We start from the raw sequence: 21,978 nt of genomic DNA, 5'->3' as shown, positions 1-21,978 counted from the left end.
TAGGTTGGATATGCGATGAGACGTGAACTGGCAATCGAGTTTTCCCGAGTGACGGAAGCGGCTGCACTGGCTGGCTACAAGTGGCTCGGACGTGGTGACAAGAATATCGCCGATGGGGCGGCCGTTGCGGCCATGCGCCACATTCTCAACCAGATCGAGATCGATGGTGAGATTGTGATCGGCGAAGGTGAAATTGATGAAGCGCCGATGCTCTACATCGGCGAGAAGGTCGGTACCGGGCATGGCGACGCGGTGGATATCGCGGTCGATCCCATCGAGGGTACCCGCATGACCGCCATGGGTCAGGCCAATGCGCTGGCCGTGCTGGCGGTGGGCGACAAGGGTTCCTTCCTGAAAGCGCCTGACATGTACATGGAAAAGCTGATCGTCGGGCCCAGAGCCAAAGGCGCCATCGACCTGAATCAAGCTCTCGAGCTGAACCTCAAGGCCGTGGCCAAGGCGCTGGGCAAGCCGCTCTCCCGTCTGACCGTCATTACCCTGGCCAAGCCGCGTCATGACAAGGCGATCAAGGAGATGCAGGGGCTGGGCGTGCGCGTTTTCGCCATTCCCGACGGCGACGTGGCCGCCTCAATACTCACCTGTCTGCCGGACAGCGAAGTGGACATGCTGTATGGCATCGGCGGTGCACCGGAAGGGGTGATCTCGGCGGCGGTGATCCGCGCGCTGGACGGCGACATGCAGGCCCGTCTGGTGCCGCGTCACCGGGTCAAGGGCGACAGCCCCGAGGTGATCGCGCTGGGTGAGCAGGAGATTGCCCGCTGCGAAGCGCTCGGCATCGACGTCAACAAGGTGCTAAAGCTGGAAGACATGGCGAAGAACGACAACGTCATCTTCTCCGCCACCGGCATCACCAAGGGTGATCTGCTGGACGGCATCACCAGCGATGGCGTGATGGCGACCACCGAGACCCTGCTGATCCGTGGCAAGTCGCGCACAATCCGCCGCATCAAGTCGATCCATTATCTGGAACGCAAAGACAGCGTGGTTCGCGACATCATCCTGTGATGATGGCTCTGCCCGCCCTGCGGTAGTGAATCAAGCCCGATCGCCTCGCGGTCGGGCTTTTTGCTGCCTGCCCTCTACGTTTGTCATCTGGCCTGGGCTATGGTGGCAGAAAGTCCGACAGTGCAGGTTGATCCTGTGACAGGAGTGGGTTGTATGGAGTGTCGTTCCGGTTGCGGTGCCTGTTGCATCGCTCCCAGTATCAGCAGTGCCATCCCCGGCATGCCCGATGGCAAACCGGCTGGCGTCCCCTGCATCCAGCTTGATGCGCGCCTTGGCTGCAAGATCTTCGGTCAGCCAGAACGGCCGGCGGTATGTGGCGGCTTTCGTCCGATGGCGGATGTGTGCGGTAGCCACCGCGCCGAGGCCATCTGGCTGATTGGCGAGCTGGAGCGGCTCACCACCTGACGGGAGCAGAACAAAGAGATAAAAAAGAGGCCGCATTGTGCGGCCTCTTCTCTTTTTGCTGTTTGCAGTTTCAGGATTAAATCCCCGCCAGTTCCAGCGCCTGACGGTAGTACTCGTTGGCCTTGTTGGTAAGGCGGCGCTTGTCCATCACCTGACCGAGCGCGTGGTAGACGGCGGCACTGGGCGCCTTCTCCACCTGCTGTTCCAGCAGCTTCTGGGCCTCGTCGAGCTGGCCGGCCAGCAGATAGAGCTGGGCCAGCGCGTTGTCTACCTCCGGCTGCCCCTGCTGTTTTTGCAGCAGCGCCAGCAGCGGCTGGTAGTTGTCGAGTTTCAGCTTGGGCAGACGGCTCAGCAGCTGCGGCATGGCCTGCTTGCGCAGCGCCTCCTGCCAGAGATTGGCCGCTTCGCTGTCGGCACCCAGCCCGCGCAGCAGATCGCCGTAGCTGGCCAGCAGCTCCGGCTCAAGCCGCAGTTTGCGCGGCAGCTCCTGCCACACCGCCTTGAGGGTTTCCAGCTTGCTTGCCGCCTGCTGCAGACGGCCATTCCACGCCTGTTGCAGCAGCTCCTCTTCCTGTTTCGGGGTCAGCTTGCCCACCTTGTGCAGGGTGGGGATAAGGTCGCACAGGGCCGCCCAGTCGTGGCGAGCCAGATGCACCTGACGCAGCTGATCCAGCACCATGGGATGGCGCGGGTTGAGGGCGTAGACCGACTCCAGCATCGCCAGCGCCGTATCGTACTGGCCCTGCTCGATCTGCAGCTGGGTCTGGGTCAGGGTAAGCGCCAGCTCGGCCTTGGGGTTCTCCTCCTGCGCTTTTTGCAGGTATTGATCCCGGCGGACATCGTCACCGCGCGCCTGGGCCGCCTTGGCGGCGCTCAGATAGTTGAGCAGCGGAGTGTCGCTGTTGCTGGCGCCCTTGAGCATCAGCTTTTCAGCTTGGCTGTAGTGGCCTTCGGCCATCGCCAAGGTTGCGGCCACGGTCTGCTGATTGGCCTTGCGGCGGCGACGGGAGCCGTACCAGCCGAGGGTCTTGCGGCGCAGACCGAACACCCGGCCCAGCAGCCACTCGACGATCAGCAGAGCGCCATAGAACAGCACGGCCAGGATCACCGCGCTGGTGACGGAAGATTCGATAGTGTAGTTGCCGAGCGCAATCAGGACATAGCCCTTGTTGCCTGATGCCTGCGGGCCAAAGATCAGCCCTGCGACCATGACGGCAACCAGAATGATAATGCGGATCATGGTGCCCCCTTAGCTGCTGGCCAGAATGCGTTGCAGGCGCTCGGTCAGCACCTGCTCCAGCATCGCCTGGGTCTTGAATTGCTCCGGATAGCTGATCTGGATCTGCTCGCCCTTGAGCTTGTCGAGCTCACCCTGCATGTAGTGGGTGGCGCTGTTGTCGGTATCGAAGTACTGGGTCAGCCAGCGCTGCGCCTTGTCGATGCTGTCCTCATAGAGGGACTGCTGTTCGCGATAGACGGCGAGTTGCGCCTGCAGCAGCTTGGTCTTGAGGTTTTCGCGCAGGAAAAATTCCTGCTGCGGCGAGAGCAGCGCCTCCACGGCGCCATCGCGGCGACGGATGGTGATGAAGTTTTCGGTGAACTTGACCCAGTTCTTCTTCAGGTTGCTCTCCCACTCGTCGGGATTTGTGCTGACTGCCTGATCCTGCTCTTGTTTGGCTTCCGGCATGTTGACGGCGGAGAGCGGGAGCAGCTCGATCTGGTCTTCGAGGGCGGCCAGCTTGAGGGTCAGTCCTTCGCGGTCGATGCGCGGCATCCCTTTGAGCTTGGTGATATCTTCGGCCAGCGCCTTGCGGATCGGCATCAGACTGGGGTCGTTGAGGGCGGCAATGCGCTCGTCGGCGTTGCCGAGCAGGGTGATGGCAGAGACAAGGTCATGCTCCAGCCACAGCTTGCGGCCCGCCATGCGCACCAGATACTCGGATTCCGCCAGCATCCAGTCGTTGGGGCGCTTGTCGTTGAGATCCAGTACCCGGTTCTGCAGCCCCTGCATCTCGCCCTGCAGCCGTTGCTGGGTCTGGCCCAGCGCGGCCAGTTGTTCGGCATCCTTGCTGTTGCTCTGGTCAATCTTGCTCATGGCGCTGGCCAGCTGCTGCTTGAGCTGGGCCAGTTCGGCCTGCTGGGCCATCGCATTCTTGTGACCGTGCAGATAGAGACCACCGGTCAGGCCAAGGGCCAGCAGGATGGCGACCCCTCCCAGAACGGCACTGGAGCGGCTCTTGCTGCCATTGACCACCGCGGTCGGCTGGGGTGTGACCTGGGATTCTTGTTGTGCTGTCATTCCATCTTCCTCAGTTCCAGTGCGGCCATCAGGGCCTGGTTGGATGCACCTTGGGCAATCGTGATATGGATAAAGCCCGCAGCGCTGGCCATCTCGGCCACGCGCGGACTGGGGACCACCAGCAGGCGGTCAAAAAGCCAGGGCTGCTGGCTGGTGGGAACCAGCTCCAGCAGGCGTTGCAACAGTTCACCACTGGTGACAAGCAGGCTGTCGAGCCCGGCTGCCTGCCAGTGGCTGGTCAATGCTTCCCCGTCAAACTCGGGGTAGTGGCGCTCGTAGGCGGCACAATAGTGCACCAGAGCACCGCGTGAGGCCAGCGTGCTGGCGATGAGATCCCGCCCGCCATTGCCGCGCAGGATCACCACCCGCTTGCCGCTCACCAGCTGCAGTTCGGGCAGGGCCAGCAGTCCCTCGCTGCGCGGGTCGTCCGGGCAGATCGCCCGCACGCCCACCTCGGCAAAGGCATCGGCACTCGCCTGACCCACTGCGAAGTACTCAATATGTGGCCAGGTCAGACCAGTTTGCAACAGAAAATCGTGTGCAAAATGAACGGCATGGATGCTGACGGCGATAACGATGTCGGCATCTTGCAGCATGTCGGCCAAGCGGGGGAGGTCGCTGCCCGCGACCGTTTCCAGCAGCGGGCAGCAGAGTGGTGCATGACCGTGCCGGCGCAGCAACTGCGCCAGCTCGGTGGCCGGGGCGGCCGGACGCACCACCAGCGGGATCATGCGCGGTAGACCTCGGCCAGGATTTCGTCGGCGCCAGCTGCCAGCAGGCGCTGTGCCAGCGTCTCTCCCAGCACTTCGCCTTCGCTCACCGGGCCGCGGATTTCGTCGCGGATGACGCGGGTGCCATCCGGGCTGCCCACCAGACCACGTAGCCAGATCTGTTCGCCGTCGACCAGTGCATAGGCACCGATAGGCACCTGACATCCCCCTTGCAGGGCGCGGTTCATGGCTCGCTCGGTCAATACCCGGGCGCGGGTCTCGGCGTGCTCCAGCGGCGCCAGCAGAGAGTGCAGCTCAACATCATCGAGGCGGCATTCGATGCCGACAGCCCCCTGACCGTTGGCCGGCAGGCTCTGCTCCGGCTCGATAAAGGCGGTGATGCGGTGCGCCATCTCCAGTCGTTTCAGACCGGCGGCTGCCAGAATGATGGCGTCATATTCACCGGCATCCAGCTTGGCAAGGCGAGTGTTGACGTTGCCGCGCAGATCCCGGATCACCAGGTCGGGGCGGGCTGCACGCAGCTGGCACTGGCGACGCAGGCTGGAGGTGCCGACCACGGCCCCTTGCGGCAGCTCGGCAATGGCCTTGAAGCGGTTGGAGACGAAGGCATCGCGCGGATCTTCCCGCACGCAGATGGTGTGCAGACCGAGCCCCTCGGGGAACTCCACCGGCACGTCTTTCATGGAGTGGACGGCGATATCGGCGCGTCCTTCCAGCATGGCGGTCTCCAGCTCCTTGACGAACAACCCCTTGCCGCCCACTTTGGCCAGCGGGGTATCGAGGATCTTGTCACCCTGAGTGCTCATCGGTACCAGTTCGACCTGCAACTCTGGATGCAGGGCTTCAAGCTGGTCTTTTACAAAGTTGGCCTGCCACAGGGCCAGCGGGCTCTTGCGAGTGGCAATTTTCAGGGTTCGGGCTGCCATATCAATCAGTTGTTTCATTTTTAGAAGGAAATCGATATTACCACCCTTTGCCCGGGCTTTCATGGCGGAGCCGGCAAAAGCGGGCTCAAGCTCAAAAATGGAGGCTGAAAATGATTTTCATTAAGTCAAGGTGATTGATTAATTCATTGAAATTATTGAAATTTAACCGTTTCCCCTGATACTTGTTGTGGTCGTACCAGAAATAATCCGGTGATTCGCTGTCGGCTTGTTTACCACTGCTGTTTGCATTGTTAACATGATCACACTTTTTTGACGTATCCCGCTTTTGGTGCGTCATTTTCACCTTGGTGATAGGCAGGGCATTGCTGGAAAAACTCGACACGCTGGTTGCGCGTTATGACGGGATTACCCGTCTCAAGACGCAACGGGCGCTGGGCCTCATGAGTCGCTACGGGCAGCAGGTATTTCAACTGCTGCCGGTCATGCTGCACTTCAATCATCCCCTGTTGCCTGGCTATGTTTCCGGTGATGTCCCTCATGGCATCTGGAGTTTCAGCACCACCCCGGAACAGCAAGCCTTCATCGACGACCTCTGCCAGAGTGCCAACTGCCTCAACGGGCTTGCCACCCATGACCGAGCCATTCAAGGGCTCTACTCCATGGGCAGCACCTCCTCCATCGGCCAGTGCTGTCACTCGGATCTCGATATCTGGGTCTGCCACGTGGCCGGCTTGTCGCAGACGCGGCTCGATCTGCTGGAGCAGAAGTGCCAGCAACTCTCCAAGTGGGCGGAACAGCGCGGGGTCGATCTCAACTTCTTCCTGATCCCGGAAGACAAGTTTCGCCAGACCAACGATGCCGAGATGCAGGGGGAGAGCTGTGGCAGCGCCCAGCATCTGCTGCTGCTCGACGAGTTCTACCGCAGCGCCATGCACATCGCCGGCAAGCGGCTCATCTGGTATCTGGTACCCGTCGAATATGACGACCACTACGACGAGTATGTGAACGGGCTGTTCGAGAGCGGTCAGCTCGATCAGGATGACTGGCTCGATCTTGGCAGTTTTAACCGGATCCCGGCCGAGGAGTATTTCGGCTCGGCACTGTGGCAGCTCTACAAGGGGATCGACTCTCCCTATAAAGCCGTGCTCAAGTCGGTACTGATGGAAGCCTACTCCCACGAGTACCCCAATACCCGCCTGCTCTCGATGATTGGTCGTGACTGGTTCCAGCACAACGAGGGGATGCACTACCGGCTCGACAACTACTGCCTGATGCTGGACAAGGTGACCAACTACCTCAAGTCCATCGGTGACATGGCGCGACTCGATCTGGTGCGCCGCTGCTTCTACCTCAAGGTGTGCGATGGCCTCAGCCATCCCAAGGACGATCACTCTCCCGAGTGGCGTCGCGAGCAGATGAGCCAGCTGGTCTCTTACTGGGGCTGGAGTCAGGAGAAGTTGTACCATCTCGATCACCGCCACGAGTGGAAGGTCGAGGAGGTGAAAATCGCCCATGCCGAGTTGCTGGAAGCTCTGATGCAGAGCTACCGCAACCTGATCCAGTTCGCCCGTCGCAACAACATCAGCGAGTCGATCAACCCGGAAGATATCGGTATCTTGTCGCGCAAGCTCTATGCTGCCTTCGAGAGCCTGCCGGGCAAGGTGCAGCGGGTGAACCTCAAGATAGCGCCTGACCTGAGCGAGCCGGATCTCAGCTTCGTGCAGGTGCCGCACGGTCGCCTCAATCGCGCCGGCTGGTATCTCTACAAGCATTCGCTGGAGCCGGTGGACATCATTGGCCGCGCGCCGCTCGAGTTCAATGGTTACATCAGCAAGCTGGTCTCCTGGGCATATTTCAACGATCTGCTGACGCCCCAGTCGCGGGTGCACCTCTTCAATCAGGGGTCGGATCTGCACATCGACAATCTGCACCAGTTCTGTCGCGATCTCTCCGGTTGCTTCCCCGAGAAGTATCCGCTCGCCACCAACCTGGCGCTCAGTCGGCCGTGCGAGATCCGCCAGCTATCCATCTTCCTCAACCTGGAGATGGATCCGACCAGCCACTGGGTCGGTCAGGTAATCGAGTTCGACGCCAATACCGTGGATGTCTTCTCGTTTGGTCGCAATCAGGAGTGTCTGGTCGGTTCGGTGGATCTGGTCTATCGCAACTCCTGGAGCGAAATCCGTACCCTGCACTTCCAGGGGGATGAGGCGGTGGTCGATGCCCTCACCACTATCCTCGGCAAGATGCATCAGGATGCTGCCGCCCCCGAGATGATCGAGGTGTTCTGCTATAGCCAGCACTTCCGCTCTCTGGTGCGCTCCCGCTTCCAGACGCTGGTGGCCGAGTGTATCGATCTGCGCCTGGCCCGTGACAAGCAGCAGCTGGTCAAGACCATGGCGCTCGGTAAGGAGAAGTACGGCATCTTCTTCGAGCGGCGCGGGGTGTCAGTGAAGAAGCTGGAGAACGCCATCGATTTTTACCGCCACATCTCCCACAACAAGCTGGATCACCTGCCGCTGCGGCTCGACAAGACCCACAGCCAGCATCTGCCGAGCATCGTCGATGCCTATGCCAGCGAAGGGTTGGTGCAGTTCTTCTTCGATACCCGGGATGCGGGCACCAACATCTATATCCTCGATGAGGCGAACCGGGTCGAGATCTACCAGCATTTTGCCGGCAACAAGGATGAGCTGGTCTCCGGCGTGAACCGCTTCTATACCTCGAATCACGAGCGCTTCAGCGATGACGGTCAGTTCATCAACTTCAACCTGCCCCAGTACTACGAGATAGTGCAGCACAATGGCGAGCTGGCGGTTATTCCCTACCGCAGCCAGGGGGCGGGGCGTGAACAGGTGCCGCCGACCCGCGATGTGGGTTAGCCGCTGCGGATACGCATCCTGAGAGCACAGCAATAAAAACGGCCTGCAGTTGCAGGCCGTTTGCGTTTGCGGTTGCTCAGGCGCCGAGGCGGGCCAGCAGCCAGCTGCGAATGTCGCCCAGCTGAGGGCGGCAGATCTCGTGGCGCATCGGGTACTCGTGCCACTCCGGGGAGAGCCCTATCTCTTCCAGCCGGTTCTTGGCATCCCAACCGAGCGACAGGCTCACCACATCGTCGTAGATGCCATGCATGTAGCAGATGGGCATGGAGCGAGCGGCCTCGCTCATTTCGTCTGCCAGCTTGTCGGGGGCGGCCAGGTAGGTGGACATGCAGAGCAGGCCCGCCAGCGTTGCCTGAGAGCGCAGCGCGGTGAAGGAGGCAATCACCCCGCCCTGAGAGAAACCGGCCAGCACGATATGCTCGGGGGCAAACCCTTCGGCGACCAGCTGATCCAGCAGGGCGCTGATCTGGCTGGCCGATTCACGGACATGGGACTCCACGGCCCGCTCGGCGGGATCCTCGAAGCTCTTGATGTCGTACCAGCCGCGCATCTTGTAGCCCATGTTGATGGTGATTGGGCGCTCCGGCGCATCCGGCAGCAGGTGACGCACCGGCAAGTCGGCGGGCAGATCCAGCGCATCCACCAGCGGGGCGAGGCCGGCGCCGGAATCACCCAATCCGTGCAGCCAGATCACCGCGTGACGGGCGCCCTGCGGGTGCAGGTCAATCATGGGAACACCACGGGTTCACCAGCCTGAGCGGTGCAGGACTTGCTCAGCAGAGCCTTGAGCTCATGGCCGAAACGGTTGTCGATCCAGGTTTCGCCTTGCAGATCGAAGTGGAAGCCGTTCTCGCGGGTGGCGACCCAAATCTGGTGCAGCGGCTCCTGCTTGTTGATGATGACCTTGGTCTTGTTCTCGAACACGAGGGTCAGGACACCCCCGTTGCGCTCGCAGTCGATATCCGGATACCCCTCGTCGAGCGTGTCCTCCACGTACTGGAAAAAGGCGTCGGTCAGGGCGTGATACTCGTGATCCTTCATCGGTTTATCCTGTTGCTTTTAACAATGTGAGTGCGATTATAGAGGGCCAAAATTTTTTTCGCAGCGAACCATTATGATTACCCAGTTCACCAAGTGTCTGCTTGCTACTCTTCTTTCCCTCGGGTTGGCCGCCTGCGGTCTGAAGGGGCCGCTTTATATGCCGCCTCCCGAGCAACCCCAGAGCCAGAGTACACCGCAAGCGGCACAGCCTGCGACCCCTGCGGCAACCAACGAGGCCGCGCCGCAATAATGCCGCACCCATTCTAGGAAGGAACCGCCCCTTTGGATCACTTTAACTACGATGCCGCTGGCCAGCTTCAGGCCGAGCAAACCTCGCTGCAACAGCTTGCCGAGCAGTACGGTACCCCGCTTTATGTCTACTCCCGTGCCACCCTCGAACGTCACTGGCACGCCTTTGACAAGGCCGCGGGCGATATTCCCCACCTGATCTGCTATGCGGTCAAGGCCAACTCCAACCTGGCGCTGCTCAACCTGCTGGCCCGACTGGGGTCAGGGTTTGACATTGTCTCCGGTGGCGAGTTGTCACGGGTGCTGGCGGCGGGTGGTGATCCGCGCAAAGTGGTCTTCTCCGGGGTGGCCAAGAGCGAGGCCGAGATGCGCCTCGCGCTGGATAAAGAGATCCTCTGCTTCAATCTGGAGTCGGAAGCCGAGCTGGAGCGCCTCAACCGGGTGGCGGGCAGCATGGGCAAGAAGGCACCGGTGTCGGTGCGGGTCAATCCGGATATCGATGCCGGTACCCATCCTTATATTTCCACTGGCCTCAAGCAGAACAAGTTCGGCATCCCCATCGAGCTGGCCCCCGCTATCTATCGCAAGGCGGCTGCGATGGAACATATCGAGATCGTCGGGGTGGATTGCCATATCGGCTCGCAACTCACTGAATTGAATCCCTTTATGGAGGCGGCGGACAAGCTGCTGCGGCTGATCGATGGGTTGGCAGTGGAAGGCATTCATATCCACCATCTGGATGTGGGTGGCGGCCTTGGGGTCAACTACGGTTCCGAGCAGCCACCGCACCCGACCGAGTATGCCGAAGCGCTCAAGCAGAAGCTGGCGGGCCGGGATCTGACCCTGCTGTTCGAACCGGGCCGCGCCATCGTCGCCAATGCCGGCGTGCTGTTGACCCGGGTCGAGTATCTGAAGCCGGGCGAGACCCGCAACTTCGCGCTGATCGATGCCGGCATGAACGACATGCTGCGCCCCTCACTCTATGGCGCCTGGATGAACATTATCGAGGTGGATAGCCGTGCCGGCCATACCCCAGCGCTCTATGACGTGGTGGGGCCGGTGTGCGAGACCGGTGACTTCCTCGGCAAGGAGCGCACCCTGGCCATCGCCGAGGGTTCGCTGCTGGCGGTGCGCTCGGCCGGTGCCTACGGCTTTACCATGTCATCCAACTACAACACCCGTCCCCGTGCCGCCGAAGTGCTGGTGGACGGTACGCAATCGTTCCTCATCAGAGAGCGCGAGCAGTTGACCGATCTCTGGCGCGGTGAGCACTTGCTGCCTTAAGCTGCCTTTAAAAGTGCCTTGAGCGCGCGCCCAAAAACAGGAACGCACGATGTTGATAGATTTTTCCAAGATGCACGGGCTGGGAAACGACTTCATGGTGGTGGACGGTGTCACCCAGAAGATCTTTTTCAGCAACGACGTCATCAAGAAGCTGGCTGATCGCCACTTCGGGGTCGGTTTTGACCAGCTGCTGCTGGTGGAGCCCCCCTATGACCCCGAGCTCGATTTTCACTACCGTATCTTCAATGCCGATGGCAGCGAGGTGGAGCAGTGCGGCAATGGCGCCCGCTGTTTCGCCCGCTTCGTGCGTCTCAAGGGGTTGATCAACCGCGATCGCATCGCGGTCAGCACGGCGCGCGGTCGCATCGTGTTGCAGCTGGAAGGGGAGAATCAGGTCACGGTCAACATGGGAGTGCCCCAGTTCGAGCCGGGCAAGATCCCGTTTCGGGCCCAGAAGGCAGAGAAGACCTATCTGCTGCGGGCGCAGGAACATACCGTGATGTGCGGTGCTGTCTCCATGGGCAACCCCCACTGCGTCATCGAGGTGCCGTCGGTGGCCGATGCGCCGGTGTCTACTCTGGGGCCCATCATGGAGCGTCACGAGCGTTTTCCCGAGCGGGTCAACGTCGGTTTCATGGAGATGGTCAACGCTACCGAGATCAAGCTGCGGGTGTTCGAGCGCGGGGTGGGGGAAACCCTCGCCTGCGGTACCGGCGCCTGCGCGGCGGCAGTCATTGGCATGAGTCAGGGTAAGCTCAAGGAGCGGGTCACTGTCAGCCTGCCGGGCGGCAAACTGACCATCGCCTGGAAAGGGCCGGGCCAGCCGGTCTACATGACCGGGCCGGCCGAGCATGTCTTTGACGGCCAGATCGACGTATAAAGCAGTTATTCCGATTGATAGCGGTTCGGCGGCAGGAGCCATGCTCCCGCAGCCCATGATGTCGGGGCCAGTCCCCTTTCTCTGATGGATCAACCAAGTTATGAGTGAACTCAAACGGCAGGAGCAACTGGTGGACGAAGCCGCCGTGCTGGAGTACCTGGCCCGTTACCCCGAGTTTTTCCAGCGCCACGGTGCCGTGCTGGACAGGATCCGCATTCCTCACGAGCGTAAAGGCTCGGTCTCGTTGGTCGAACGCCAGCTGGATCGCCAGCGCGAGCGGATCGAACAGCTGGAGCAGGAGATCACCGAACTGATGGGGATCGCCAGCGAGAACGAGCGGATCTTCCGGGTCTATGCCGATCTCTATGGCGAGCTCTATGGTTGCCAGACCCTGTTCGAGGTGAGCGCCGTGATGGGCAAGGCCTTCGTGCAGCGGCTGCGGCTGACCGGTCTGCGGCTCTGGCTCAATCCGAAAAAGTTTCAGTTAAGCGGCCCCGAGGCGCGCTTTCTGGCCGAGGGCAAACAGCTGGAGCAACTGCTGGGTCAACGTTTGCCGGGGCAGGATTACTACTTCGGCCGCCTGAACCAGAGCGAGAAGCAGGCGCTGTTCGGGCACGACGTGCTGGTCAACTCGGTTGCCCTGATGCGGCTTGGCGATCTCGGCGTGTTGGCCTTTGCCAGCTCGGATCCCAGCCACTTCACTCCGCACAACGACACCCTGTTGCTGGGCCAGCTGGGCCGACTGCTGCAACTGCGGCTGCCAGAGCTGGCGCATGGCTAGGGCGCCCGCCAAGGCGCCTCCTGTTGCCGAGCCACTGCCGTCCGGATTGGCTGACGATCTGGCGGCATTCATCGAATATCTGAGGGTCGAGCGCCAGCTCAGCCCTCACACCCGCAGCAACTATCAGGCCCATCTGGAGGCGATGACCGCCGCGCTGGTGAAGCTGGGGCTCGAAACGTGGAGCCGGCTTGAGGCGAGTCAGGTTCGGACTCTGGTGACCCGGATGCACAAAGAGGGGCTGGCGCCACGTTCGCTCGCTACCAAGGTATCCGCCCTGCGCAGCTTCTGTGACTGGCAGGTACGGCAGGGGCGGCTGGTGGCCAATCCGGCCCGCGGTATTGTGACCCCCAAGCAGGGGCGGCCGCTGCCAAAGAACCTCGATGTGGACGAGATGCACCAGCTGCTCAACATCACCGACGAGCAGGATCCGCTGGCGGTGCGGGATCGCGCCATCATGGAGCTGATGTACTCCTCAGGGCTGCGTCTGGCTGAGCTGGTGGGGATCAATCTGGTGGATCTGAAGCTCGACGACCGCCAGCTCAAGGTGACCGGCAAGGGCTCGCGGGAGCGGGTGCTGCCCATCGGCCGGATGGCGGTCGAGTGGCTGCAGAAGTGGCTCAAGGTGCGCCCGCTGCTGGCCGGGGACGAGAGCGAGGCGCTGTTTGTCTCCAGCCGCAAGCAGCGGCTGTCGGCGCGCTCGGTGCAGACCCGCCTCGATGGCTGGGGCAACAAGCAGGCGCTCAACGCCCATGTCCATCCCCACAAGCTGCGCCACAGCTTCGCCACCCATATGCTGGAGTCCTCCGGCGATCTGCGGGCGGTACAGGAGCTGCTGGGACATGCCGACCTCTCCACCACCCAGATCTATACCCACCTCGACTTCCAGCATCTGGCCAAGGTTTACGACAGCGCCCACCCAAGGGCCAAGCGTGACCCGGATGCGCAGGACGATGAATAACGGGCCCTGAGCCCCGTTGCAGAGGAGAGTCCATGCACTTCTATCGCCGCTGGCAGCCGGTTGCTGCCATCTCGTTTGACCTCGATGACACCCTCTATGACAACGGCCCTGCCATCGTGCGTGCCGAGCAGTGGATGTTGGGCCATCTGCGCAGCGAATATCTGGCCACCGCCATGCTCGACAAGCCGCGTTGGCTGGAGCTCAAACGCGCTGTGCTGCTGGCCCGGCCAGAGCTGCGCCACGATGTCAGTCTGGCGCGCCAGCAGACTATCTGTGCCGCCATGATGGAGGGTGGGATGCCGGCGGCGCAGGCCGGACGCGAGGCGGAAGAGGTATTTGCCGCCTTTCTGGCCGAGCGCTCGAAAATCGAGGTGAGCGATGCGACTCATGACCTGCTGGCCCGGCTGGCGGCCCGCTATCCGCTGGTGGTCATCACCAACGGCAATCTCGATTTGGTGCAGGCAGGGCTTGAACCCTATTTTACTCTGGTCTGCAAGGCGGGGATGAATGCCAGAATGAAGCCGGCCCCGGATATGTTTGAGCAGACCCGCAGCGCTCTCAAGCTGCCTGCGGAGCGGATCCTCCATGTGGGGGATCATCCCGAGACCGATGTACTGGGGGCTCGCCTCCACGGTTTTCGCGCCGCTTGGCTCAACGAGCGGCAGCAGCCATGGCAGCAGTTGCAGCAACTGCCGGATGTAGAGCTGAGTGCGTTGGGAGAGCTGGCCGAGCTGCTGTTGTGAAGGTTGCCGGGCTGGTGAGGTAATGAAGGGGAAGTAGTATGGCGGAGCTGTAGTAGCAACTCCGCCAGAGGTTGCCTTATCTGCCGCCAAACAGCTTCATCAGCTTGTCGAGCAGATCCAGCTGTTGTGGTGGATGCTTCATGGACTCCGCCTCGCGATCCAGCAGCGCTTGCTGCTCCTGCTGACGATCGCTCAGCACCCGATAAAGGGGCTCGACCAGCGATTCGCGTTGGGCAACCAGCGCCTGAAACATCGCCTGATTGATGCGATAGGTCTCCACCGTAGCGAGCGCCCGTACCGTAAAGGTGCTGGGCTCGCCGGTGAGCAGGCTCAGTTCGCCAAAGAAGTCACCGGCCCCGAGCGTGCCGAGTTTCAACTCTTTTCCATCCGCATTGACCAGCATCTCGGCCTCGCCCTTGACCAGCACGAAGAGCCAGCTTGATACCTCCCCCTGCTCCAGCATGACGTCACCGCTGACGAAGGGGGCGAATTTCACCTGATCGGCCAGCTGAAGCAGCTCGTTCTCCTGCAACATGGCAAACAGCGGCAGCTTGCGCAACGTGTCGGTACGCTCGGCGGTGTGGCGTTTGTGGCGTGCATCCAGATGTTGCTTCTCCTTGGCCATAAAGACGTTGAAGATCGGCGGAGTGAGGCGCCTGTCATTGCGACGCAGGGCGGCATCGATGAGGCTGCGTACCATGGAGTCGGTGGGATCGTCGCGGGCCAGATCGGTCAGCCAGTAGCGCACCGCATAGCGGGCGATCCCCCCTTCGACGTTCATCAGCAGACAGTCCGGTTGCGGGTGCTTGGCGACGCAGGGCAGCTTGGTCTCCCGCAGGGACTTCTCGATCAGAGCGATAATCTGGGTCGGCAGGGTATCCAGCGTCAGATCGAACCAGACCCAGCGTCGCCACTGGAGCGGTTCGCCACGGCGGCGGCCGAGTACAGTGAAACGCTGTTTGAGCAGGTGACTGTTGGGGATGACCACTGTCTCCCAGTTGCGGGTCTCGATGGTAGTGGCGCGCCAGTTGATCTCGACGACACGCCCCTGGGTGGTGTCCACCTGCAGCCAGTCACCGATGGAGATGGAGCTGTCGAGCTGGATCGATACGCCAGCCAGCAGGTTGCCGAGGGTGTCCTGCATGGCAAAGGCGATGACGGCGGTGATCACTGCCGAGGTGGTGACTATCTCCCCGAGCGCCATGCCGGAAGCGTAGAGGCGAAACAGCCCCCAGCCGATGTAGCCGATGGTGATGACGATGTCGGCGATGATCCGCGGGATCTTCACGTGACAGAGCGGCAGCAGGAATTCGAACAGCAGGATCCCCCAGATCTTCACCATCACCAGCCCTGCCAGCAGGGTGGAGATTTCAACCAGCAGATGGTGAGGGAGCGGCAGCTTGAACCAACCTCCTTCCAGCTGGATCAGGACGATGACCACTATGCTCATCATCACGAAACCAAGCTCGGAGAGGAGCTCCCGTCGTTCGCCGGGGCGGCGCCAGAAGTGCACCAGCATCAGCGACAGGGTGAGCAGGGTCCAGAACGGGTGTTCACCGATCCAGAGCAGGGTCGGTAGCGCAGTGAGATTATCGCCAAACATAGCAGCCCCTTGGCATTGTTTACCTCCAGCATAGCTGTTCCACGGCGGAGAAATGGTGCGCCGATGCGCCATTTTATTTATGCTGCACTCAATAGCTTCAGGGAGGGCTTCCAGTGCAATTTTCAAAGAAAATCATCTGCTTGATGGCGCTCTTGCCGTTGGCTGGCTGTGACCTGCTGGTGGATCGCTATCGGGTCGAGTTCAGGGATGGATCCTGGCGCGAGATTGCCATTACCCCCTTCTCCAGCGAGGCACGCTGGCGCGAGGGATGTGCGACTGGCGAGGTGCTGAGCGACATGACGGTACCCATCAAGCGTGGCGACAAGGTGAATGGCCGTGAGCAGCTGTTGATTGGAGGGGAGAAGTTCGAGCTGGATGACAACAATCTCTATCGCAGCAATGGCATGGTCTTCGGCCAGTCGCCGGATCATATCCAGCGCGGCTTGAAAGGACTGGATGCCTGTCGTGGCTTGCGCCTCGAGCGAGGGGGAATGCCCAAGCTCAAGGCGCGCGGGTTTGGTGAGTGATTAGGTCTTGCTGGTGACCGCCTGGCGCTTGCGGCAGGCATCGCCAAAAGCCTGGAAGATCTTGATGGAGTAGGGGTTTTCCCTCGCTTTCCACTCCGGATGCCACTGCACAGCCAGCAGGAAGGGGGAGATGACAGGGGCGTGGATCGCCTCGATCAGGCCATCCTCGGCGTGGGCCAGCGGTTCCAGCCCGCTGCCCAGCGTCTTGATCCCCTGTCCGTGCAACGAGTTGACCGCAATGCTCTCTTCGCCCATCAGGTCGGCAAACCAGCTGCCGGAGACCAGATTAATCTGGTGGCTCTCGCCATACTGCTCGTCTACCGGATCGTCCGAATCCTCCCGATGATCGTCATATCCCGGCTCGTTATAGACCTTCTGGTGGATATCTCCACCCAGCGCCACGTTGATCTCCTGCATGCCGCGGCAGATGCCGAGGATCGGTAGTCCGCGCGCCAGCGCCCCCTTGATGAGCGGCAGATCGAACAGATCGCGATCCCGATCCTGCTGCTTCTCCGGAGTGAGATTTGCCTGACCATAGAGGGCGGGGTCTATGTTGGAGCCCGCCCCGCTCAGGTAGACGCCATCCGCCAGATCCAGATACTGCTCCAGATCGGCGGTGCCACAGCAGGTGGGTACCAAGAGCGGGACGCAGTGGCTGATTTCCACCAGCGGCGTGATGTATTTGTGGGTCATCACCTGATAGGCGTGGCCGTTGCGGGGCTGGGCGCCCATGGTCATCAATACGACGGGTTTACGGTTGGGAGGGAGTGAAGGCGTTGGCATAGGGCACCTGAGTTATCCTTGGCGTTGAATTCGCATCCTGCGCCTTGGGCAGACCCTTGCACATAAACCGGACAAGGGCATGCCTCAAGGCATGGTCAAGGGATCCCGTGTCGGCCCGGGGGGCAGAATCGTCGGTCAGCCTCGGCAACGACAGCCTGGATCCTGCTTCCAGTCTGCCAAGGCCGTTCAATATGTCAAACAAAATGATGCAAAAATGTTAATGGTTGTGACTTTCATCTTCGCCAAACAGCCTGTTTGTGGCCATTCCAAGCCATCGCTTTGCATAAAACTGCTGCTTTGTGGTGGATATATTAAACAAGGTGATGTTGTGATGCGGGCGGGAGTAGCGGGGCGTGCATAAAAAAACGCCTCCCAAGGGGAGGCGCTTTCGGGGATCACAGCAGGTCTTCAATCTCGCCGCGCAGATACTGGTACATCTCGCGATAGGCGACCGGCGGCTTGTTCAGCTCCCGCTCCTTGTTGGCGCTGCGGATCAGCTGGCGCAGCTTCTGGCGATCCAGTTCGTGGAACTGGGACATCAGCTCGTTGAGGGCGCTGTCTCCCTCGCTGATCAGCCGCTCGCGCCACTGCTCCAGCCGGTGCAGGCGAGCATTCACGGTGGAGTGGCGGTTCTTGATGATGGAGAGCGCTTCGGCGATTGGCTCTACATCCCGGCTGCGCATCAGGCGGCCGATGAACTGCAGGTGACGGCGGAAGGACTCATCCTTCTTTGGCTTGAGCTTGCGGCCCAGCTCGACCGCTTCGGCCAGCTCTTCATCCAGCGGGATCTTCTCGAGCTCGCTGTGGCTGAGGGAGACAATCTCTTCCCCCATCTTCTGCAGGGCTTCGGCATCGCGCTTGAGCTGGCTCTTGCTGGGGCCCCAATCTTCCCACTCGTTGTCGTCTTGATGGTGACTCATCGGTCTCTTGATTCCTGTCATTCACATTTGGTGGATATGTTACCAGCTTCTCCCGCTGGGCGCAGGGGTCTGATATGCTTAGCCCCTTTCCTTCCTTCATACAGATGTGAGTTATGGATCAGCAAGACCAAATCCGCCAGGATCAAGCCCATCTCGAGGCCGTGGTTGCCGAGGCTCTGGATATTGCCAAAGGACTGGGCGCTTCGCTGGCCGAAGTCTCCATCAGCAAGCAGACCGGACTGTCGGTCAACACCCGCGGTTGTGAACTGGAAAGCATTGAATTCAACAAGGACGGCGCGCTCGGTATCGCCGTCTATCGCGATGGTTGCAAAGGATCCTCTTCCACTACCGACCTGAGCCGTCCCGCCATCCGTGCCGCCGTTGAAGCGGCGATGGAGATTGCCCGCCACACCTCACCGGATGCCTGTGCCGGTCTGGCGAATGCCGAACTGCTGGCCTGGGATGCGCCCGATCTGCAGCTGTGTCACCCGGTGGCGCTGGATCCCCAATACGGGATCGAGCTGGCTACCGAGTGCGAGCGCCTGGCGCTGGGGCGCGATGCCCGCATCAAGCACTCCGACGGGGCCGGCTTCTCCAGCCACCTCGGCATCAAGGTCTATGGCAACAGCCACGGCTTCGTCAAAGGCTATGCAGCCTCGCGCAACTCCCTCAGCTGCGTGCTGATTGGCGAGCAGGATGGCGACATGCAACGCGATTATGGCTACTCTTCCAGCCGAACTCTTGAAGGGATCTGGAGCCCGCAACGCATCGCCGATGAAGCGGTGGAGCGCACCCTATCTCGCCTTGGCGCCCGCAAGATTGCGACCTGTCAGGCTCCGGTCATGTTCCATCCCGATACCGCCTCCGGTCTGTGGGGTCATCTGGTGATGGCGATCAGCGGGGGCAACCTCTATCGCAAGTCGAGCTTCCTGCTGGACAAGCTGGGCAAGCAGATCCTGCCCGAGTGGCTCACCATCCAGGAGTTCCCCCACCTGCTGGGCGGTCTGGCCAGTACCCCGTTTGATGGCGAAGGGGTGCGTACCCGCGACATGGACATAGTGCGTAACGGCGAGCTGATGAGCTGGCTGCTCACCTCCTACTCCGCCCGCAAGCTGGGGCTGACCAGCACCGGCCACGCCGGTGGCATCCATAACTGGCAGGTCTCCAGCACAGGTCAGGACTTCAATGGCATGCTCAAGGAGATGGGTACCGGCTTGCTGGTGACCGAGCTGATGGGGCAGGGGGTCAACATCGTCAATGGCGACTACTCCCGCGGCGCCGCCGGCTTTTGGGTCGAGAATGGCGAGATCGCCTATCCGGTCGAGGAGATCACCATTGCCGGCAATCTGGCCGAGATGTTCAGCCACATAGTGGCGGTGGGTAGCGATGAAGATGAGCGCTCCAGCCTCAAGACCGGCTCGGTACTGGTAGAGAGCATGAAGCTGGCGGGTCACTGATCCCCCGGCCCTGCCGAGCAGAAAGAATGCAAAAGGCCCCTCGCAGTGCGAGGGGCCTTTTTGTTAGCCAGTGCTCAGGGGTGGCAATCAGCCCTTGATGCGCTCGATGCGGCCACCCAGACCTTGCAGCTTCTGCTCGATGTTCTCGTAGCCACGGTCGATGTGGTAGATGCGATCGACGATGGTGGAGCCTTCAGCGACGAAGCCAGCCAGTACCAGGCTGGCAGAGGCGCGCAGATCGGTCGCCATCACCTGGGCACCCTTGAGCTGAGCGGTGTCACGGCAGATGGCCACGTTGCCCTGCAACTCGATGTCGGCGCCCATCCGAACCAGCTCGGGAACATGCATGAAGCGGTTCTCGAAGATGGTCTCGGTGATCATGCCGGTGCCTTGGGCCACCGCGTTCAGCACGGTGAACTGGGCCTGCATGTCGGTCGGGAATGCCGGGTAGGGGGCAGTCTTGATGGTGACCGGCTTGAGCGTGCGGCCAGTCATGTCGAGGGTGATCCAGTCTTCACCCTTCTCAATCAGGGCACCAGCCTCTTCCAGCTTGACCAGTACCGCTTCCAGCAGGGTCGGGTCGGTGTTGCGGCAGGTGATCTTGCCGCCGGTAACCGCTGCGCCCACCAGGAAGGTACCGGTTTCGATACGGTCAGGCTGGACGCTATAGCTGCCGCCGTGCAGACGCTCGACGCCGTCGATGATCAGGGTGTCGGTGCCTGCGCCCTGGATCTTGGCACCCAGCGCGTTGAGGAAGTGGGCCAGATCGACCACTTCCGGCTCGCGCGCGGCGTTTTCGATCACGGTACGGCCTTCAGCCAGGGTGGCGGCCATCATCAGGTTTTCGGTACCGGTGACGGAGACCATATCCATCAGGATGTGGGCACCCTTCAGGCGACCGTCAACGCGGGCCTTGATGTAGCCATCCTCGATGGTGATCTTGGCGCCCATCAGTTCCAGACCGTGGACGTGCAGGTTGACCGGACGGGCACCGATGGCGCAGCCGCCGGGCAGGGAGACGTCGGCAGCACCGAAACGGGCGGCCAGCGGGCCCAGCGCCAGAATGGAGGCGCGCATGGTCTTCACCAGCTCGTAGGGGGCAACGTGGTTGTTCACGGCACCGGTCAGCACGGTCACATTGCCGTTGACCTTGGTGGTGGCGCCCAGCATCTCCAGCAGCTTGATGGTGGTGCCCACGTCTTTCAGGCGCGGCACGTTGGAGAGGTGAACCTCTTCATCACAGAGCAGGGTTGCGAACAGGATCGGCAGCGCGGCGTTTTTGGCGCCGGAGATGGTCACTTCGCCGTTGAGAGTACAACGACCATCGATTTTGAATTTGTCCATTTTCTACTTGGTTACCAAATCAGGAGGGCATTAGGAATTTACGTTCGCGTTTCCACTCGGCGTCGGTGAACGCCTTGATGGAGAGGGCGTGAATGGCGTTGCTGGCGATCTTGTCCATCAGCGGGGCATAGATGGCCTGTTGTTTCTTGACCCGGCTCATGCCGTCAAACATGTCACCAACGGCGATCACCTGATAGTGACTACCGTCCCCTTTGACATGGACTTCGGACAATGGCAGAGCCTCGAGGAGTATCGCTTCAATTTCAGAGACTTGCATTATGCGTCCTCAGTTGTGAGCGGAGTTGACTGAAACAAACCGGCCACCCCGTAGAGGTTGGCCAGGGTATAGAAATCACTGGAGGCGCCCACCAGTTGCGGTGTGGCGCCTCGTGCGAGTGCGGCTTTAGCCCATTTGACCAGCAGTGCCAGCCCGGCGGAGTCGAGGGTGGCGACCCCGCCCAGCTCGAGCCGGTCATCATGCCACCACTCGTCGCGGCGTTGCCACAGGTCCTTGACCTGTGGCGCTTGCAGATCACCGCTCAGGATCATTTTTTGAGTACCAGCGGCTTGGCATTGTGTTCGTTGAGCTGCTTGATCACGGCATCGATGCCATTCTGGCGGATGAGGCCGCCCAGCTCGCTCTGCTTGGCGGAGAGCAGGCTGATCCCCTCTGCCACCATGTCGAAAGCTTTCCACTCGCCGGTCTTGTTGTTCTTGCGCAGCTTGAACTCGAGGAAGATGTCCGGCTTGCCGGCTTCTTTCACACTGACGTTGACTGCGGTGATGTTGCTGGTGCCCGGCGCCTTGCCCGGCTCGACCTTGACGGTCTGCTTGTCGAAGTGGGCCAGCGCGTCGGCGTAGGAGCTCACCATGTACTCGGTAAAGGCGGCGACGAAGGCGTCACGCTGGGCCGGAGTGGTCTCCTTGATTTGGTTGCCCAGCACCTTGTAGGCAGCGAAGCGGTTGTCCACATAGGGCAGCAGCTCTTCGCGGATGATCACCCGCAGGTGATCCGGATTGCTTTTGACCTCAGCCTGATCGGCTTTCAGGCGGGCAAAGGTCTGTTTGGCCGCCTGATCTACCAGCGCGTAGGGATCGGTGGCATCAACCGCCTGAGCGGGCAGGGAAAAGAACATGCTGGTCACCAGACCCAGCAGCAGGGCAATTTTCTTGAACAT

General features: G+C 61.1%; 24 protein-coding genes. 11 read left to right on the top strand and 13 right to left on the bottom strand.

Annotated features, from left to right (window positions below):
* The first annotated feature begins 15 nt into the window (after positions 1–15).
* Entirely contained in the window at positions 16–1,026 is a 1,011-nt protein-coding gene (gene glpX / locus AAHA39_RS13000) for a class II fructose-bisphosphatase (protein ID WP_041210099.1), read from the top strand.
* A 153-nt stretch (positions 1,027–1,179) separates the two neighbouring features.
* A complete protein-coding gene (locus AAHA39_RS12995; RefSeq protein ID WP_033115487.1) occupies positions 1,180–1,431 on the top strand; it encodes a YkgJ family cysteine cluster protein in 252 nt (83 codons plus the stop codon).
* Between the two features lie 76 nt (positions 1,432–1,507).
* Here the strand turns inward: AAHA39_RS12995 and AAHA39_RS12990 are convergent, their stop codons facing one another.
* From AAHA39_RS12990 to hemC, 4 genes are read right to left on the bottom strand one after another with little or no spacing between them, the layout of a single operon-like run.
* On the bottom strand, positions 1,508–2,671 hold the full coding sequence (locus tag AAHA39_RS12990; protein WP_320655609.1) for a heme biosynthesis HemY N-terminal domain-containing protein: 1,164 nt from the start codon (positions 2,669–2,671) through the stop codon (positions 1,508–1,510).
* Positions 2,672–2,680: 9 nt separating this feature from the next.
* Positions 2,681–3,730 (bottom strand): uroporphyrinogen-III C-methyltransferase, encoded by a 1,050-nt coding sequence (locus AAHA39_RS12985; protein ID WP_320655607.1) that lies wholly within the window; start codon positions 3,728–3,730, stop codon positions 2,681–2,683.
* Positions 3,727–4,461 carry a uroporphyrinogen-III synthase gene (locus tag AAHA39_RS12980; RefSeq protein ID WP_320655605.1) on the bottom strand — a complete coding sequence of 245 codons (735 nt, stop codon included), beginning with the start codon at positions 4,459–4,461 and terminating at the stop codon, positions 3,727–3,729. Before AAHA39_RS12980 ends, AAHA39_RS12985 begins: the two co-directional genes overlap by 4 nt.
* Positions 4,458–5,387 (bottom strand): hydroxymethylbilane synthase, encoded by a 930-nt coding sequence (gene hemC / locus AAHA39_RS12975; RefSeq protein WP_320655689.1) that lies wholly within the window; start codon positions 5,385–5,387, stop codon positions 4,458–4,460. Before hemC ends, AAHA39_RS12980 begins: the two co-directional genes overlap by 4 nt.
* A 323-nt stretch (positions 5,388–5,710) precedes the next feature.
* Between hemC and AAHA39_RS12970 the strand changes: the two genes are divergently transcribed.
* Positions 5,711–8,230, top strand: coding sequence for a class I adenylate cyclase (locus tag AAHA39_RS12970; RefSeq protein ID WP_139393908.1), 2,520 nt, complete (start codon positions 5,711–5,713; stop codon positions 8,228–8,230).
* 76 nt (positions 8,231–8,306) lie between these two features.
* On the opposite strand, the gene AAHA39_RS12965 is transcribed toward AAHA39_RS12970, so the two are convergent.
* Positions 8,307–8,960, bottom strand: coding sequence for an alpha/beta hydrolase (locus AAHA39_RS12965; RefSeq protein ID WP_320655600.1), 654 nt, complete (start codon positions 8,958–8,960; stop codon positions 8,307–8,309).
* Positions 8,957–9,271 carry an iron donor protein CyaY gene (gene cyaY, locus AAHA39_RS12960; RefSeq protein ID WP_043850951.1) on the bottom strand — a complete coding sequence of 105 codons (315 nt, stop codon included), beginning with the start codon at positions 9,269–9,271 and terminating at the stop codon, positions 8,957–8,959. Before cyaY ends, AAHA39_RS12965 begins: the two co-directional genes overlap by 4 nt.
* Before the next feature lie 73 nt (positions 9,272–9,344).
* Between cyaY and lptM the strand changes: the two genes are divergently transcribed.
* The 6 genes from lptM to AAHA39_RS12930 all read left to right on the top strand — a co-directional run bounded on the left by lptM (position 9,345) and on the right by AAHA39_RS12930 (position 14,166).
* The gene (gene lptM / locus AAHA39_RS12955; protein ID WP_082035419.1) at positions 9,345–9,521 is read left to right on the top strand and encodes an LPS translocon maturation chaperone LptM; all 177 of its coding nucleotides are present in this window, start codon (positions 9,345–9,347) and stop codon (positions 9,519–9,521) included.
* Positions 9,522–9,553: 32 nt separating this feature from the next.
* The gene (gene lysA, locus AAHA39_RS12950) at positions 9,554–10,804 is read left to right on the top strand and encodes a diaminopimelate decarboxylase (protein WP_320655596.1); all 1,251 of its coding nucleotides are present in this window, start codon (positions 9,554–9,556) and stop codon (positions 10,802–10,804) included.
* 49 nt (positions 10,805–10,853) lie between these two features.
* A complete protein-coding gene (gene dapF, locus AAHA39_RS12945) occupies positions 10,854–11,684 on the top strand; it encodes a diaminopimelate epimerase (protein ID WP_041210108.1) in 831 nt (276 codons plus the stop codon).
* A gap of 100 nt (positions 11,685–11,784) precedes the next feature.
* On the top strand, positions 11,785–12,465 hold the full coding sequence (locus AAHA39_RS12940; protein ID WP_033115477.1) for a DUF484 family protein: 681 nt from the start codon (positions 11,785–11,787) through the stop codon (positions 12,463–12,465).
* Entirely contained in the window at positions 12,458–13,423 is a 966-nt protein-coding gene (gene xerC, locus AAHA39_RS12935) for a tyrosine recombinase XerC (RefSeq protein ID WP_320655592.1), read from the top strand. The genes AAHA39_RS12940 and xerC overlap by 8 nt, the downstream gene beginning before the upstream one ends.
* 32 nt (positions 13,424–13,455) lie before the next feature.
* Complete coding sequence (locus tag AAHA39_RS12930; RefSeq protein ID WP_320655590.1) at positions 13,456–14,166, top strand: HAD-IA family hydrolase; 711 nt, start codon at positions 13,456–13,458, stop codon at positions 14,164–14,166.
* 76 nt (positions 14,167–14,242) lie between these two features.
* Here AAHA39_RS12930 and AAHA39_RS12925 read toward each other — a convergent pair whose 3' ends face one another.
* A complete protein-coding gene (locus AAHA39_RS12925; protein ID WP_041210112.1) occupies positions 14,243–15,769 on the bottom strand; it encodes a cyclic nucleotide-binding domain-containing protein in 1,527 nt (508 codons plus the stop codon).
* Between the two features lie 143 nt (positions 15,770–15,912).
* Here AAHA39_RS12925 and AAHA39_RS12920 point away from each other — a divergent pair, with 143 nt between their 5' ends.
* Positions 15,913–16,296: a hypothetical protein gene (locus AAHA39_RS12920; protein ID WP_041210163.1), complete on the top strand. Its 384-nt coding sequence runs from the start codon at positions 15,913–15,915 to the stop codon at positions 16,294–16,296.
* Here the strand turns inward: AAHA39_RS12920 and AAHA39_RS12915 are convergent, their stop codons facing one another.
* Complete coding sequence (locus AAHA39_RS12915) at positions 16,297–17,079, bottom strand: gamma-glutamyl-gamma-aminobutyrate hydrolase family protein (RefSeq protein WP_320655587.1); 783 nt, start codon at positions 17,077–17,079, stop codon at positions 16,297–16,299.
* 395 nt (positions 17,080–17,474) lie between these two features.
* The gene (gene yjgA, locus AAHA39_RS12910; RefSeq protein ID WP_041210114.1) at positions 17,475–17,999 is read right to left on the bottom strand and encodes a ribosome biogenesis factor YjgA; all 525 of its coding nucleotides are present in this window, start codon (positions 17,997–17,999) and stop codon (positions 17,475–17,477) included.
* A gap of 113 nt (positions 18,000–18,112) precedes the next feature.
* On the opposite strand from yjgA, the gene pmbA reads away from it, so the two are divergent.
* Positions 18,113–19,456: a metalloprotease PmbA gene (gene pmbA / locus AAHA39_RS12905; protein ID WP_320655585.1), complete on the top strand. Its 1,344-nt coding sequence runs from the start codon at positions 18,113–18,115 to the stop codon at positions 19,454–19,456.
* Between the two features lie 87 nt (positions 19,457–19,543).
* Here pmbA and murA read toward each other — a convergent pair whose 3' ends face one another.
* Genes murA through mlaC form a run of 4 tightly spaced genes read right to left on the bottom strand, consistent with a single transcriptional unit; the run spans position 19,544 to position 21,978 of the window.
* A complete protein-coding gene (murA, locus tag AAHA39_RS12900; protein ID WP_041210116.1) occupies positions 19,544–20,800 on the bottom strand; it encodes a UDP-N-acetylglucosamine 1-carboxyvinyltransferase in 1,257 nt (418 codons plus the stop codon).
* 19 nt (positions 20,801–20,819) lie between these two features.
* A complete protein-coding gene (gene ibaG / locus AAHA39_RS12895; protein WP_033115468.1) occupies positions 20,820–21,077 on the bottom strand; it encodes a BolA family iron metabolism protein IbaG in 258 nt (85 codons plus the stop codon).
* Positions 21,077–21,349, bottom strand: a complete 273-nt coding sequence (locus AAHA39_RS12890; RefSeq protein WP_320655580.1) for an STAS domain-containing protein — start codon at positions 21,347–21,349, stop codon at positions 21,077–21,079. The genes ibaG and AAHA39_RS12890 overlap by 1 nt, the downstream gene beginning before the upstream one ends.
* Complete coding sequence (gene mlaC / locus AAHA39_RS12885; RefSeq protein ID WP_320655578.1) at positions 21,346–21,978, bottom strand: phospholipid-binding protein MlaC; 633 nt, start codon at positions 21,976–21,978, stop codon at positions 21,346–21,348. Before mlaC ends, AAHA39_RS12890 begins: the two co-directional genes overlap by 4 nt.

The sequence above is a fragment of the Aeromonas sp. SE22 genome (assembly GCF_038739755.1).
In the GTDB taxonomy this organism is placed as follows: Bacteria; Pseudomonadota; Gammaproteobacteria; order Enterobacterales; family Aeromonadaceae; genus Aeromonas; species Aeromonas jandaei.
Note: the sequence above shows the minus strand (reverse complement) of the source record. Positions and strands in the feature narration are given on the sequence as shown.